General features: G+C 54.3%; 3 protein-coding genes. All 3 read right to left on the reverse strand.

What is annotated here, in order from left to right; all coding sequences use genetic code 11:
• Positions 1–48: 48 nt before the first annotated feature.
• Positions 49–15,012: an amino acid adenylation domain-containing protein gene (locus MHI55_RS27275; RefSeq protein ID WP_340387692.1), complete on the reverse strand. Its 14,964-nt coding sequence runs from the start codon at positions 15,010–15,012 to the stop codon at positions 49–51.
• A gap of 102 nt (positions 15,013–15,114) precedes the next feature.
• On the reverse strand, positions 15,115–15,342 hold the full coding sequence (locus MHI55_RS27280; protein WP_340387695.1) for a hypothetical protein: 228 nt from the start codon (positions 15,340–15,342) through the stop codon (positions 15,115–15,117).
• 440 nt (positions 15,343–15,782) lie between these two features.
• Positions 15,783–17,066 (reverse strand): diaminobutyrate--2-oxoglutarate transaminase, encoded by a 1,284-nt coding sequence (gene ectB, locus MHI55_RS27285; RefSeq protein WP_047841662.1) that lies wholly within the window; start codon positions 17,064–17,066, stop codon positions 15,783–15,785.
• Positions 17,067–17,286 lie beyond the last annotated feature (220 nt).

The following is a 17,286-nucleotide window of genomic DNA, read 5'->3' on the forward strand; positions in this document are numbered from 1 at the left end:
CTTGGGATACACGCGCTGTCGCTTGATGACGGAAGCGCGCTTGTAACATTAGAATGCGAATTCGATCGTATCGACGGCACTCTTTGCGCCTGCCGCCGGTTTATGACATTCAATTCGGCTTAGCTCGAGTTGTGGATTTTCCGCAATTTGAGACAGTACCCGCAGGTAATCCTCAGTCAAGGTGCGGATCATCGTTTCTTTGAACAGCTTGGTGGCGTAGAAGAAGCCCCCGCTCAACGCCCCTTCGTTTTCATACATAAACAGCGTCAGATCAAACTTCGCTTCTTCCAATGGGTCAAGCTCGTAATTCTTCAGGCTGACCCCTTCCAGTTCGGCGTCTCGTTCTTCAATATTTTGCAAGTCGAAAACGGCATCGAACAACGGGAAGCGGCCCGGCTCCCGTTTCACATTCAACCGTTCCACGAGATCCTCGAATGGATAATCCTGGTTCTCAAAAGCACCCAAAGCCGTTTCCTTCACTTCTTCCAGGTAGGACAAGAACGTTTTGTCGCCAGACGGACGATTGCGGAGCGCCAGCGTATTAACAAACATGCCGATGACCCGCTCCAAATCGGCGTTAGTTCTTCCAGCCACCGGGGTGCCCACGATCAAGTCTTCCTGACCGCTGTACTTGGACAGCAACACAGTATAGGCCGCAAGCAGCACCATGAACAGTGTGCTTTCACACTCGGTAGCCAATTCGCGTAACTGCGCAGAGAGAGAAGCTTCGACGTCGAACTCCACATGCGCGCCTTCGTAGCTACGAACGGCAGACCGTTCGTAGTCCATCGGCAGGTCCGCCGTGGGCAGCTCGCCTTCGAAGGTTTGCAGCCAGTACGCTTCCTGCCGCCCGATTCGCTCTCGGTGGGCCTTCGACTGCTGCCAAACGGCATAATCCTTGTAATGAATGCGCAGGGGTGGCAGCTGTTCTCCGGCGTAGAAACTCGAGAACTCCTCCATCACAATCGCCATCGATACACCGTCGGACACGATATGGTGCATATCGAAAAGGAGAATACGCAGGTGCGGCTCCAGCTCGATGACCCCGGCGCGCAACAGCGGCGGTTGGCCGAGATCAAACGGACGAACGAAGTTGCGGACGATCTGCTCGATTTGATCTGAATCCTCTGTATCCGCTTGATGGTGCTCGATAGCAAAATCGACCTGTGGGTATATCCGCTGAACCACTTCGCCCTTCATCATTTCAAAACCGGTGCGCAGCGATTCATGCCGTGTTATCAATTTCCGCAAGGCGGCTTCCAACCGGTCTAAATCAAACTCACCTTCCACCTGCACCAGTTCCGGCATGTTGTAAAGCTGATCTGCTCCATCCAGCGTGTGCTGAATAAACAGCCGTTTCTGCGCGGAGGACAGAGGGTAATACTCTCTCTGCTCCGCTTGAGGAATGGCCTCATGCTCCCGCCGTTCCATCGGGGCGATCGCCTCGGCCATCGCCGCAATCGTCGAGTGGCGGAATACGTCGCGCAGCGGGAGGTTGACGTTTAGTTCCTTAAATACCTTGCCTGCCAGTGACGTCGCTCGCAGGGAGTGGCCGCCAATGTCGAAGAAGTTGTCGTAAACGCCAATCTGCTTCGTAAGCCCCAGCACCTCCTGCCAAATCATCGCCAGCTTCATTTCCAGCTCATTGCGCGGTGCGACATACTCCGTTCCACTTCCCGCTTCCCCTTCCGGCGCTGGCAGCGCCCTCCGGTCTATTTTCCCATTCGGTGTCAGAGGCAGACGCTCCAGCTCCACGAAGTACGACGGGATCATGTAACCCGGTAGCTCCTGTGCAAGGGCACTGCGCAGATCGTTCACTGCCAGCTTCGCTCCAGTATCCGGCGTGTAATACGCACACAGCACCTTCTGCCCATTCGCATCACTTCGAACCAGCACCACCGCTTCGCGCACACCTTCCACACGCAACAGCTGCGACTCGATCTCACCCGTCTCGATCCGGTAGCCCCGGATTTTTGCCTGGTTATCGATCCGCCCGATGAAGTCCACGTTGCCGTCTTCCATCCACCGCGCCAAATCTCCCGTGCGGTACAACCGCTCGCCCACAGCGAACGGACTGTCTACGAACTTCTCTTCCGTCAGCTCCGGTTGGTTCAAGTACCCACGCGCCACGCCGACGCCGCCGATGACCAGTTCGCCCAGCACGCCGACTGGTACGGGATTCAGATGTGCGTCCACGATGTGAAATTTCGCATTCAACCACGCTTTGCCGATCGGCACATGGCCTGTATGCGGCAGCTTCGTCAGCGCTTCGTCATAGAAACTGGAGTCGATCGCCGCTTCCGTCACACCGTAAGCGTTAATGATGCGGAACGACGAGCCGAAGCGTTCCTGCAAGGTTCGGTAATCCGCCACACTGCAGCTGTCCGAGCTTGTAATCAACAGCTCCATCCCGCTGAACTCCAACCCCTGTTCATGTACGTATTCCATAAACGGCACGATCAGCGCCGGTGTTGATTCGAAGATCGTCACTCGCTCCCGCACTATCCAGTAGTGCAGACGAGAAGGATCGATCCGGTCGTCCTTCGGCACAATCACCATCGTGCCTCCGTTGTACAGCGTCCGGGCAATGTCGCCCACGAACACGTCAAACGAGAAGCTGGCGAGTTGCAGCAACCGCACCGGGAACTGATCTAATCGGTATTCCCGCCGGTAACCCGCCGCCGTGTTCACCAGGCTGCGGTGCTCGATCATCACACCTTTCGGCTTGCCCGTCGTTCCCGATGTGTAGATCACGTACGCCAGATCCTCTGGGCGGGCTTCATGGAAGCTGTCCATGCCAACAACATCAACATCATCCACAACATCCAGATGGTTCCGATCCGCACCGTTCACAGCCCCCGTTAGTTTGCCAGAGACCCGACTGGAAGCCATGTTGGAGCCTTGATCAAAGCACATCGGAGCATTTGCCCGATCTTCGCTGTACGACACTTCGTCGTCGAGGTACAGCACCGACATCAGCGCCAGCTCCTCTTCGCGGAGCCAGGCCTCGGCACGTTCTCGCAGCGGCGTTTGTGTCAGCAGTACCTTCGCTCCGCTGTCTTCGAGCATAAACCGCACGCGGTCCGCCGGATAATCCGGGTCGAGGGGTACATACGCCCCGCCGGCTTTCCAGACGGCCAGCACGGCCACCAGCAAGTCCACCGAACGCTCGGCGAGAATGCCAACGATTGACTCCCGGCCGATGCCATTTGCACGCAGCGTGAGCGCTAAGCGGTTCGCTCGCTCGTTCAGCTCCACATACGTTAGGCGTTTATTTTCATACACAACGGCCTCCGCTTCCGGCGTACGCTCTGCCTGTTTCTCAAACAGACGGTGGAACGTAGCCGCAGGAGCCGCTTCTAGCTGCGCTGGATTAAACGCATTGAGAACTTGTTCTTTTTCCTCTGCTGTCAGCAAGTTCAGCTCGGCAATCTTCGCATCTGGACGGTTTACAATTGTCAGGAGCAACTGCTCGTAATGCTTTGCCAGCCGTTCAATCGTCTCCCTTTTGTAAAGAGCTGTCGCATATTCAAAGCTGTAATCCAAGCCGCCGTTCTCCTCGCCCACATCCAAGCTGATATCAAACTTCGCAGTATCAAGTACGCTCGGATAAGGAATCAGGCGAAGCCCTTCTAGCTCAAATTGCTCGTTCTCCGTATTCTGCATCGTAAACATCGTGTCGAAGAGCGGATTGCGGCTTAAATCACGGGTGACTTGCACCTTGTCCACCAATTGTTCAAACGGATAGTTCTGATGCTCAAAGGCACGCAGAGTTGTTTCTTTGACTTCGTTCAGATATGACAGGAATGTTTTCTCCGAAGACGGATAACTGCGAATCGCCAGCGTGTTTAGGAAAATCCCGATCAACGGCTGCACATCTCCATGATTCCTTCCGGCAATCGGCGTACCAACGATTACGTCTTCCTGACCTGAATATTTATGCAAAAGCACGTTATACGCCGCAAGCAGCACCATAAACAGCGTCGTGCCCGTTTCCGAAGCCAGCTGTTTCAGGCCGCCGGTTTTTGAAGCGTCGAAGGAAAACTCCAGCGTTTGACCTTCGTAGCTCTGTACAGCCGGACGTGGATAGTCGGTCGGCATTTCCAGCACCGGAAGCTCGCCCTGGAACATGTCCAGCCAATACGCCCCCTGATGCTGAAGCCGTTCCTGCTGCTCCTGCGAATGCTGCCAAACGGTGTAGTCTTTGTACTGAATGCGCAGCGGCTCCAATTGCTCTCCACCATACAAACGCACGAATTCTTCAACAAAGATTTCCATTGAAACGCCGTCAGAAATAATATGATGCATGTCGTACATCAGAATATGGCGTTCCGAAGCCAGCTCAACAAGGCCTACCCTCAACAGCGGTGGCTTAGCCAAGTCAAACGGACGGACGAAACCGTGAACCACCGCTTCGACCTCTTGCTCATCCGCTTGATAGAACTCCACCGCAAAATTCACGTCCTGGTAAACCCGCTGTGATGCTTCTCCATCCACCATTTCAAACCCGGTGCGCAACATTTCATGCCGCGCCACGAGCTTACGGAACGTTTCTTCGAACCTTGCCCGGTCCAAAGCACCCTCCAGCAGCATCGCTTCCGGCATGTTGTAGCTAAGCTCCGCAACTTCCAGCTGATTCAGAATAAAGAGACGTTTTTGAGCAAAAGATTGCGGGTACACCTCTCGGCCATCCGTCACCGGAATGGAAACAAATATCTGCTGATCCAGCCGAGAAATGGCGGTAGCCATGCTCTCGATCGTGGAATGGCGGAACACGTCGCGCAGTGGCAGATCCACGTTCAACCCTTTATGAATATTGCTGACCAACGTTGTCGCGCGCAGGGAGTGGCCACCGATGTCGAAGAAGTTGTCGTGAACACCAATCTCCTTCGCAAGCCCCAGCACCTCCTGCCAAATCGACGCCAGCTTCGTTTCCAGCTCATTGCGCGGTGCGACGTACTCCGTTCCGCTTCCCGCTTCCCCTTCCGGCGCTGGCAGCACCTTCCGGTCTATCTTTCCGTTCGGTGTCAGAGGTAGACGCTCCAGCTCCACAAAGTACGACGGGATCATGTACCCAGGCAACTCCTGTGCCAGCGCCCTGCGCAGATCGTTCACTACCAGCTCAACTCCGGTATCCGGCGTGTAATACGCGCATAGCGCCTTTTGCCCGTTCGCGTCACTTCGGACCAGCACCACCGCTTCGCGCACACCTTCCACCCGCAACAGCTGCGACTCGATCTCCCCCGTCTCGATCCGGTAGCCCCGGATTTTTGCCTGGTTGTCGATCCGGCCGATGAAGTCCACGTTGCCGTCTTCCATCCACCGCGCCAAGTCTCCCGTGCGATACAACCGCTCACCAGCGGTGAAAGGACTGTCTACAAACTTCTCTTCCGTCAGCTCTGGACGGTTCAAGTACCCACGTGCTACCCCAACTCCGCCGATAACCAATTCGCCCAGCACACCGACTGGAACAGGATTTAGATGTGCATCCACGATGTAAAACTTCGCATTCAGCCATGCTTTTCCAATTGGCACATGACCTGTCTGCGGCAGCTTCGCCAACTCCTCGTCATAGAAACTGGAGTCGATCGCTGCTTCCGTCACGCCGTAGGCGTTAATAATGCGGAACGATGAGCCAAAACGCTCCTGCAAGGTCCGGTAATCCGCCACACTGCAGCTGTCCGAGCTTGTGATGAGCAGCTCCATCCCGCTCAACTCCACCCCTTGCTCGTGCACGTATTCCATAAACGGTACGATCAGTGCTGGTGTTGATTCAAAGATCGTCACTTGCTCCCGCTCTATCCAGTGGTGCAGGCGAGACGGATCAATCCGATCATCCTTCGGTACAATGACCATGGTGCCTCCGTTATACAACGTGCGTGCGATATCACCCACGAACACGTCAAATGAGAAGCTAGCGAGTTGCAGTAGCCGGACTGGGAACTGATCCAACCGGTATTCCCGCCGGTAGCCCGCTGCCGTGTTCACCAAGCTGCGGTGCTCAATCATTACACCCTTCGGCTTGCCTGTTGTCCCCGACGTGTAGATCACGTACGCTAGGTCCTCAGGACGAGCTTCATGAAAGCTGTCCAAGCCAGTAACCTTCAGATGACTCGGATCATCGCTGTTCACAGCACCCGTCAGCTCGCCGGAGACTTTACCGGAAACCATGCTGGAACCAAGCGGTGCATTCTCCCGGTTTTCGCTGTATGACATTTCGTCGTCGAGGTACAAGACCTTTGCAAGTGCCAGTTCCTCTTGGCTGAGCCAGGCTTCAGCACGCTCTCTCAGCAGCGTTTGTGTCAGCAGCACCTTCGCTCCGCTGTCTTCAAGCATAAACCGCACGCGGTCCGCCGGATAATCCGGGTCAAGCGGTACATATGCCCCGCCTGCTTTCCAGACGGCCAGCACGGCCACCAGCAGGTCCACCGAGCGCTCGGCGAGAATGCCAACAATCTCCTCCCGGCCGATTCCACTTGCGCGCAGCGTGGCCGCTAAGCCGTTCGCCCGTACGTTCAGCTCCGCATACGTCAGCCGAACGTTCTCGTAGACAACGGCTTCCGCTTCCGGTGTACGTTCCGCCTGTTCCTCGAACAGTCGGTGGAACGCGGCCACAGGAGCCACTTCCGATTGCATCGGGTGAAACGCGCCGAGAATCTTCTCTTTTTCATCTGCCGTCAACAAGTTCAGCTCAGCGATCTTTGCATTCGGATGGCTTACAATCGCCGCAAGCAAATGTCCAAAATGAATCGACAGCCGCCGGATCGTGCTTTCTTTATAAAGAGCCGTTGCGAATTCAAAGTTGCACTCCAGTCCGCCATTTTCTTCCGTAACATCCACACTCAGGTCGAACTTGGCCATACCATATTCGCTAGGGTACGGGGACAATTTCAGCCCTTCCAGCTCAAACTCTGACTCCTCCAGGTTTTGCAGGGAGAACATCGTGTCAAACAGCGGGTTGCGGCTCAAATCCCGGCTAACCTGCACTTTATCGACGAGTTCTTCGAACGGATAATTCTGATGCTCGTAAGCGCCTAAAGTCGTTTCTTTCACTTCTTCCAAATACGACAGGAAGGTCTTCTCCGAAGCCGGATAATTGCGGATCGCCAGCGTGTTGACGAACATTCCGATCAAAGGCTGCGTGTCGCCGTGCGTTCTGCCCGCAATCGACGTTCCGACGATCAAATCGTCCTGACCTGTGTATTTATGCAAAAGCACGGTATATGCGGCAAGCAACACCATATATAGCGTCGTTCCTCTTTGAGCGGCCAGCTGTTTCAAGCCTTCGTTCGTTGCCTCGTCCACGAAGGACGTCAGCGTATGTCCCTCATAGCTCTGTACAGCAGGACGCGGATAGTCCGTTGGCATTTCCAGAACCGGCAGCTCGCCCCGGTAACGGTCCAGCCAGTAAGCTTCCTCGCGGTTCAATTGCACTTTTTGCTCGTCCGATTGCTGCCATACCGCATAGTCCTTGTACTGAATGTGCAAAGGCTCTAATGACTCACCGCCATACAGACGAACGAGTTCCTCAACGAACACGTCCATCGAAACCCCGTCGGAGATGATATGGTGCATGTCAAACATCAGTAAATAACGATCGGCTGCCAGCTCTACGAGCTCAGCACGCAGCAACGGTGGCTTCGCCAAGTCGAAAGGTCTGATAAAAGCCTGCACGACTGCAGACGCTTCTTCCTCGTTCGCATGTCGACACACGACGGAAAAATCAACGCTCTCGTAAATACGCTGTACCGCTTCGCCTTGTACGACCTCAAATCCGGTTCGCAACGTTTCATGACGTTGGATCAGTCCGCGGAAAGCTTTCTCCAGCAGGCTATGGTCAATTGATCCTTCGAGCAGCAGCACACCCGGCATGTTATAGCTCTGCTCGGCTCCTTCCAGCTGATTCAGGATAAACAGCCGCTTCTGAGCTGAGGAAAGTGGATAATACGCTCTTGCGCCTACCAGCGGAATCGACGAGAACGAATGTTCTTCGATCCGGGAGAGGGCGAGAGCCATCTGTTCGATCGTTGAGTAGCGGAATACGTCGCGCAGAGGCAACTCGACGTTCAACTCCTGATGCACCTTGCTCACCAGTGTCGTTGCCCGCAGGGAATGGCCGCCCAAGTCAAAGAAGTTGTCATGAACCCCGATGCGCTCCAATCCAAGCACGCTTTTCCATATTTCAGCCAAGCTGGCTTCGAGCGGAGTCCGAGGCGGAGTATGTCCTTCGCCCGGTTGCAAGCTCTCCTCAGGTGCCGGGAGGGAGCGGCGGTCAACCTTGCCATTCGTCGTCAGCGGGAGACGCTCCAACTGGATCAGGTACGTCGGGATCATATAGGCCGGCAGTTCCTGAGACAGCACGCTCTTCAGCTCGGCCGCCGGAAGCTCACAGTCCGCTTCATAATAGGCGCAAAGCTGCTTTTCGCCGGACACGTTTTCCCGCGCAAATACTGTCGTTTTCCGAATTCCCTCCACTTTCTGAAGCTGAGTTTCGATCTCGCCCAGCTCTATGCGGAAGCCACGGATTTTCACTTGGTCGTCCGTTCGTCCCACATATTCAATCGTGCCGTCCGGTAGCCATTTCGCCAAATCCCCCGTCCGGTACATGCGCTCTCCTGACGTAAAAGGATTGTGCACAAATTTCTCCGCCGTCAGTTCCGGCCGGTTATTGTAGCCCCGTACCAAACCTTCTCCGCCGACACATAGCTCCCCGACCACGCCGATCGGCAGCAGCTTATTCCGGCTGTCGACGATATACACCGTCGTATTGCTGATTGGTCGTCCGATAGGAACGGTAAGCGCCGACTCATCAACGAAGTCGACCGGAAGGTACGTGGTAAATATCGTGCTTTCCGTCGGTCCGTATACATGGTTGAGCCTACCCGCTCCAAGATGGGCGAGTGCTTTACGTACATGACCAACCGAGACACGCTCTCCTCCAAACAAAATCGCCCGGACATCCCGAAAACAATTGACATTCACATCTACAAGCACGTTGAAGAAAGCCGTCGTAATAAACATGACCGATATGCGCTGGCGCTGGATGAGATCCGCCAGTAGACCAATTTCCAGCAACGTCTCGCGGGGAACCAGCACCAGCCGCGCCCCGTTGGTCAAAGCACCAAAAATATCGAAAATCGCTCCGTCGAACGAATAGCTCGAAAGCTGGAGGACATGATCGCGATTGGTGATGTCGATATAATTTGTATTTTGCACAACGCGCACGATGTTGCGGTGTGAAACAAGGTTTCCTTTTGGCTTGCCCGTCGTGCCTGATGTATAGATCACGCAGGCCAGATCTGTCGCTTCAATCCCTTGATTTAGGTTTGTTCCGTCCTCGTGATAGAAAGACTCGTCATCCAGTAAAATCACCGAGTCCAAACCCGCCAGTCGCTCGCGCAAGCGGCTTTGTGTCAGCATGACCTGCGCTCCTGAATCCTCTATCAAGAAACGGATACGCTCCTCTGGATATTCCGGGTCAATCGGTACGTAAGCGGCTCCGGCTTTGTGTGCTGCCAATATACCTATAACCATTTCGATGGAACGCTCAGCCATAATGGCGACCAGACGTCCTTGGGATATCCCGTGGCTGCGCAAGGTACGGGCAAGGCGGTTGACACGTTCGTTCAGCTCCCGGTAAGTCATCTCTTGCTCATTCATGGAGATGGCGGCTGCATCCGGGATGTACTCCGCCTGCTCTTCGAACAATTGAATGAGCGTCTGCCCGCGCGGAAATTCCGTCTTGGTGTCGTTAAAACGTCCGAGAAGGTCGGCCTTTTCTGCCTCCGTCACAAGTTCCAGCTCGCCCACAGTAATTTCTGGGTTATCCGTTACCTGCTCCAGCAGATGCACGAGATGCCCCTTGAGCCGCTCGATGCTGTCTTTATCGAACACTTCGGCGTTAAAGTCGAATCGAATTTCGATCTCGGTTCCCGGCATCACAGTCACGTTGAAGTTATAGTTCGTCTGCTCCTCCATCTGAACGTCAGCAATTGTCAGGCCGCCGTGCTGCTGGTCCCCCGCCTGCTCCATCTGCTCGTCCACCGGATAGTTCTCGAAAGCGATGATATGGTTGATCAGATTCTGCTTTTGCACGCTACGAGCTTGGATTTCATACAGCGGATAGTAATCATAACGCCCGGAATCCAGCGCCCGCTCTTGGAGCTTCGCCATCAGGTCGGTGAACACGGTGTCCACTTCGCTATTGACGCGGACCGGCACCGTATTGATGAACAGCCCGATCATAGACTCAATGCCCGGGATTTCCGCCGGTCTTCCGGCAACGACACTGCCGAATACGGCATCGTTTGTTCCGTTATATTTTTGCAGCATTACGCCCCAAACGGCTTGCAGCAGCGTATTGACTGTAACCAGGTGCTGTTTCGCCACCCGGTCCATCCGTTTGCTCAAGTCCTTGCCTAGTTCGGCGGTGACGTGATCAGCCGTAAATCTGCCGCTCGGCGCTGGTTCCTTTTGCCCCGGAAGTACGGTTTGCCCTTCGTAGCCTGCCAGGAACGCTGTCCAATAGCCGGATGCCGCCTGATCGTCCTGTTTCTCCAACCATTCGATATAATCGCCATAATCCGATCCTTTACCTCCCGCTGGCTGCTTCCCAGAGGTCAGGGCCGAGTATATCTCAAACAACTCCTGCGTCAGCTGAGCCAGGCACCAGCCGTCCATCAAAATATGCTGGAAACTCCACAGAACGTGATAACTTTGCTCTTCGGTGCGTAGAATCTTAAACCGAACGAGCGCATCATGTTCCATGTCGAAGCCACGAAGCTTGTCCTCCTCGGCCTTTTCATCCAAGTAAGCTTGTTTCTCATGTACCTGCAAATGAAGCAGTTCTTCATATTCAAAGCCGACTGGCTTATCGTGGTATATGATTTGCAGCGGCTCGCCCGCTGGTCCATTCACAAAATTCGCCCGCAGCACCAGATGACGTTTTGCAAGCTCCATCCAGCTCCTCTCAAAAAGCTGGACGTCGAGCGCTCCCCGCATCGTAAACCGCGTCTGCTCAAAGTAAGCTGCAGTTTGCTGGTCAAGCGCGCTGTGGAACCACATACCCTTCTGCATCGGCGTCAGCGAGTAAATATTTTCGATTTCCCCGAGATTGCTCGAGCGCTGGGCGATTTGCTCCAATTCTGTGATGGTCAAGCCTTTAAATTGCACGTCGCTTGGCGTCAATTCGGTGTTCTCTTTGCCTGCGCAGTGGGTAATGAGCTCTCGGAGACTTTGCTCAAGCCGCTGAGCGAAGGCTTCCATCGTTTCCTTGCGATACTGCTTCCGGCTGTAGCTGAGATCAAGCGATAAAGCACCGTCCAGCACCATACCGTTGATATCCAGCAAAAAGCTGCGGGCCTGCCGGTCGCTAGCCGGGCTGCCACTGGAATAAGAAGATACTCCGATCTCGCCCTGGTTGACATCATCGTCGAACTGGCCGAGGTAGTTAAAATTAATTTCCGGCTCTGCGCCCCAAACCAAGCCATCCTCCGATTTCGAAAGATAGCGGCATATGCCGTACCCAAGCCCCTTGTTCGGAATGCGGCGCAAGTTTTCCTTGACCTGTTTAATCTGATAGGTCAAATCCCGGTCAGTTTCCGGCTCCAGGACGACCGGAAACTTGGTCGTAAACCAGCCGACTGTACGCGTGATATCGATATCCGTTCCGATCGATTCACGTCCGTGTCCTTCGAGATTGATCCGCACCCGTTCGTGCCCCGTCCATTTGCGTAAGGCTATGCCGAGCGCCGTTACCAAAATATCATTCATTTCGGTGTTGAAGGCACGGTGAACCCGCTTCAGTAGCAGCTCCGTTTCTTCGGGAGCCAAACGGACAAACAGCGATTCGCTGTCCTGCTGCGTCGTAACGTCCGCCTCCATATCCTTCGGCACGGCCGGAACCTCCATTTGATCCACGGCCTGCCAATAGGACCGTTCCTTCGCCATCTCTGGGCTTTGCGCGTAAGCAGCCAACTGCTCGGACCAAGTGCGGTACGCATCTGTTTTCGACGGGAAACGAATTTCTTCGCTTTTGTCAATCTGCTCGTAACCTAGAGCGAAATCCTCCATTAAAATGCGCCAAGACACGCCATCTACCACGGCATGATGAACCCCGAGCAGCAAATGATCACCGTCCGCGCACTGGAACAGTCCCGCCTTCATGAGGGGCCCGTTCTCCAGATCGATGCCCGCTTGAATGTCCGTTGCCTTCGCTTCCACAGTCTGCGTGGCATTCTCCGCATCCTTGAAGTCGAACACGTCCAGCGTGAACATCTCGTCTTCCTGAATCGCGCGGTTCCGTGCGCTAAACCCTTGTTCCGTTTTGCGGAACACCATCCGTAAGGCGTCATGATGATCGGCCAGCTTTTGCAGCACCTGACGTACCATCTCTTCGTCGAAGCGTTCCTTCCGGTACAGCATCACCGACTGGTTGAAATGATGCGGGTCCGCAAAGGAGCTCTCGAAAAACCAATGCTGAATCGGCGTCAGCGCCGTTTCACCCGTAATTTCGCCTTGATCGATGGTACGTCCGATCGGTATCACATGCAGGCTAAGCTGTGAGATCGTCGGATATTTGAACAAATCCCGGATTTCCAGCTTGTACCCGGCTTGATGAAGCCGCGAAGATACTTGAATGGACTTGATCGAGTCTCCGCCCAGCTCGAAGAAATGATCCGTTACCCCAACGCGATCGGCGTTCAATACCGCCTGCCACACATCGGCAAGCGTCCGCTCGGCTTCATTGCGTGGAGCTACGTACTCGCCACCGGTCAGTGCGTTTCCTTCTGGGGCAGGCAAAGCCTTGCGGTCGATTTTGTCGTTCGGCGTGAGCGGCATCTGCGGAAGCTGAACAAAATGTGCCGGAATCATGTAATTCGGCAATTTTTGCGCCAGCGCGCTTCTCAGCTCGCCAAGCGTGAGAGGGAGACTAGCGACCAGGTAAGCGCACAGTTCTTGCCCACTTTTGCCTTCCCGCGCGATCACAATCGTCTCCTGCACCGAGTCGATCTTCAGAAGCTGCTCTTCAATCTCACCGACCTCGATTCGGAATCCACGGATTTTCACCTGATGGTCGATCCGGCCCAAATACTCCATATTACCGTCCGGCAGCCAGCGGGCGAGATCTCCTGTCCGGTAAAGGCGTTCTCCCGGCGCAAACGGATGTTCCACAAATTTCTCTGCCGTCAGCTCCGGTTGGTTCAGGTAACCTCTCGCAAGTCCCACGCCTGCCACGCACAGCTCTCCGTCCACTCCCGGAGGAACAAGTTGCAGGTGGGCATCCAAAATAAAAATCTGATGATTAGCCAGCGGGCGCCCAATCGGAATGACTCTACGCTCCGGCTGCTGCTCATCCGCATCCCAAAGCGTCGTAACAATCGAAGCTTCGGTAGGGCCGTAAGCATTGAAATAGTGAACCTTCGCTTTCCACTGCTGCACGAATTCGGCCGATACCGCCGAACCTCCCGTTACAAGCTTTGTTAAGCTGGGAAGGCGGTCCGGGTTCAAATGAGCGCTGTACGTCGGGGGCAGAATCGCCGCCGTAATCGCATGCTCGTTCATATAACTCTCGAACAGACGAGTGTCGAGAATTGTCTCGGCCGTCGGGATGTACAAAGCCGCGCCAAAATAGAGTGCTTTGAAAACCTCCCAGCAGGATGCGTCGAAGGACAAGCTCGCAAATTGAACGATCCGGTCATGCTCCGTAATGCCCAGCCTGTCTGCGAACATCAGCTTCAAGCTGACCAAACCACAGTGCTCCAGCATGACCCCTTTGGGTTTGCCCGTTGTACCTGACGTATATATGACATAAGCAAGATCATGTGGACCACTGGCCGCCTCCAGGTTCGAGCCATCGTCGCTATAGGCCTGCTTGTCATCTAGCGCCAATACGGTCCCTTCGAACGGGACTTGCTGTAACAGCTCTCTTTGAGTCAGCAGCAGCTGCGCGTTCGAGTTCTCCAGAATGTAGCGAATACGTTCTTCCGGGTACTCCGGGTCGATCGGCACGTAGGCACCGCCAGCTTTCAGAACCGCCAAAATGCCAATGACCGTCTCCAGCGATCTCCTAACCATCAAGCCTACCAACTGATTGGGCAGCACACCGACCGATCGTAGCGTACGCGCCAGCTGGTTCGCCCGTTCGTTCAACTCTGCGTATGAAAGCCGCTGCCCCTCAAAAACAACCGCAGTCGCCTCGGGCACACGCTTCGCTTGCTCCTCCACAAGCTGATGAATCGTCCGATCACGAGGATAGTCCTTCTCGGTATCGTTGAAGCTTTGTATTAATTGAAATTTTTCGTCCTCCGACAGCATGTCCGCTCGCACGATGTCCAGCTCCAACTCATGAAGCCCCACGGACAGTAGGCGATTCAGATGGCCGACGACCCGATTCATGAACTCGGAGTCATATAAGTGCTTGTTATAACACAGTCCTAGCTGTATCGTCCCGCCGGCTAAACTGAATTCAAAGGAACAGTCCGTGACCACGTTTTGCCCAATTTCGTCCAGATGCAACTCCTTAAGGGATACTAGCGTATGGACGAAGGGTATCCCTTCTGCATATTGCAGATCCAGCTTCTCCGTCATTTTCAAGAACGGAATATGTTGATGCTGAATGGCTTCCGGCAAGGAAGTCCTCAGTTCGCTCAAAAGCGTCTTAAAAGTTGCCCCCACCGAAAGCGAGTTTTTCAAAATGACCGTATGATTAACGGATCGACGCGTCTCCCCCTTTTTCGGCACAACCGGCATACCGACCAGAATGTCTGAAGCACCTGTATATTTATGCAAGAGTGCCTGAACACCGGCGAGCAAAATCATAAAAGCAGCCAGCGGAGCACCCTTGCTCATTTGAAGGACCCGCTGCGCCGCTTCCTCCGAAAGCGAACCGCCAACGGTTTTCACATTGGGCACCAGGGAGTTTGGAGCCTTGCTGTAAGGCAACCGCGTCAAGGTATAATCGTCACTACCGAATTTTTCGTTCCAAAACAACGTTTCTTTTTCAAAAGCCATCTGGATCGTTCCCCTCTCTTCATCGGTAAAAGCAATCCGGCAGAGCATATGCCGAAGCAACGCTCCACTCCTTTTCAAACATCTGACAACAATGTCAATGGCTTACGCCATGTCACCGCTTCGATTGTCCGGTTGATCGCATGCGGCAATCCTCTGCCTAGCAGCTGTACAGCTCGGCTCCCATGCGTAAAGGACAACAAACATCGTTCTACGCAAGGATGCGGCTGCTTCGGACTCCTCTGCTTCAATAAGATTGCTGCGGACGAGCCACCCGAAGACGGGATTTGGTTTAACATGGGTTTCGGAATTGGATTTGGGGATAGACGACAAGGAATGTTTCTCCTGTCGATGTAAGGCTTGCCGCAGGGTTCCGGCCGACCAGCAGGAAGTCGACCGTACCTCCTGATTTGGCACCCGAGCTGCCTTTGACGAAGCCTATGTTTAAGGGGTATTGATACACTCTATGTACGATTTGATTATTCCCCCACAGCCCTGGTGTGGATAAGTAAAGATTCGGCTGCGGGGTAGTGAGCTTTTTTTGACGATTAAATTTAACGAGGGCACTGCATGAGACTCAAGGAATGCTCCGTATGGCACGAACGGGACTGCCCTTGGATTGCGGAGAATTCCATGCTGATTGACGTTACCGCAGGAGCATAAGGAGAAAGCCTTCCACTTAGGTGAAAGCGCTACCTTAACATCAAGTCCGCACACCCTCCGGAAGGGACTTTCATGCCTCTTGCCGGGGGCGGCCATCGGCTTGGCCAAGCTTAGGTCGTTACTAACAAATCCTTGGTCTCCTGAGAGATCACCCGCTGCATACTGGACTTGATAATGTCACAGCCGGCGGCCAAATGCTCCATCGAGACGGTCAGCGGAGGCATGATCTTCAGTACACAGTCTCCTCTGCCGGCTCTTTCAATGATGAGCCCGTTCTCGAAGCTGATATCCGTCACCCGCTTCGCCCCGGCTTCATCCATGAACCCCGAGACGTCAATGCCCCAGATCAGGCCGAGTCCGCGGATGGCGATGGACGGATGCAGAGGCTTGATTTCTTGATCAAGGAACGAGCGCACATACTCTTCCTTCTGCTTCACCTGAGCTTCCAGTTCGGTTCTGTCCCGGAACTCGAGAGCAGCCTTCGCGGCCACAAAAGCCAGCTGGTTGCCGCGGAAGGTGCCGTTGTGCTCGCCCGGTGTCCAGATATCCAGTTCGGGCTTCAGCAGCAGGAGGGACATTGGCAGGCCGTACCCGCTGATCGACTTCGACAGGGTAATGAGATCCGGCTCGATCCCCGCACGTTCGAAGGAGAAGAATTCGCCTGTCCGGCCGCATCCTACTTGAATCTCGTCTGTAATGAGCAGAATATCGTGCCTGCGGCAAAGCTGCTGCAGCTCACGTAGCCACTGTGCGTCGACAACGTGAATTCCGCCTTCGGCTTGTACCGTTTCAAGCAGGATCGCGGCCGGCTTATCGATTCCGGAGTGCGAATCAGTCAGGATATTCTCGATATAACCGAGCGTATCCATTTCTGCGAAAGCCCCGCTCGGGTGCGGCATGAACGTAACTCCGTCCAGAGGAAGCCCCGCCCCTTCTCTCATGGACTTGGAGCTTGTCGCCGACAGACTGCCGAGCGACATGCCGTGGAAGCCACCCATGAATGCGAATATTCCACTTCTCTTCTTCGCCTTGCGTGCGAGCTTCAGGGCCGCTTCCACCGCATTCGTCCCTGTTGGACCGCAGAATTGAAGCTTGTAATTCAGCTTCTTCGGCTCCAGGATCCGCTCGGAGAAGCTCTGGATGAATTCACGCTTGGCCATTGTATACATATCCAGACCGTGCATAATCCGGTCGGAGGTCAAGTAATCGAGAACCCGGTCTTTAATATAATCGTTGTTATGGCCGTAATTGAGTGCCCCGGCACCTGCAAAGAAATCAATATATGCTCTTCCGTCCTCAGAATATAAAAGGTCTCCCTTGGCCCGGTCGAATACCACCGGAAAGCTTCTGCAGTAAGATCTTACGTTGGATTCCAGCTTTTCAAAAATGCTCACTCGCTTCATCCTCCATCGGAATTGGGATAAGGTTGGCTCTATCTTTCCGAACCTTCCTTTCTAAACCTTCTGACGTCATGGAGCAACATATTCTAGGCTGTCATTTTCCACAATTGTTGGTCCCCACATGCCGGCTTGTTGGTAAGCCAGTATACTGGTCTCTCGCACACAGCTTGGATGGGTATAAAAAACCCTACAATTCCATTTATTAGAATAATAG

Origin of the sequence: Paenibacillus sp. FSL E2-0151 (genome assembly GCF_037993015.1) — a bacterium.
GTDB classification, from domain to species: domain Bacteria; phylum Bacillota; class Bacilli; order Paenibacillales; family Paenibacillaceae; genus Paenibacillus; species Paenibacillus amylolyticus.

What these genes read in the sequence shown, in the direction of transcription:
- MHI55_RS27275 (WP_340387692.1), bottom strand. Translation starts at nt 15,012, where the DNA reads ATGGCTTTTGAAAAAGAAACGTTGTTTTGGAACGAAAAATTCGGTAGT.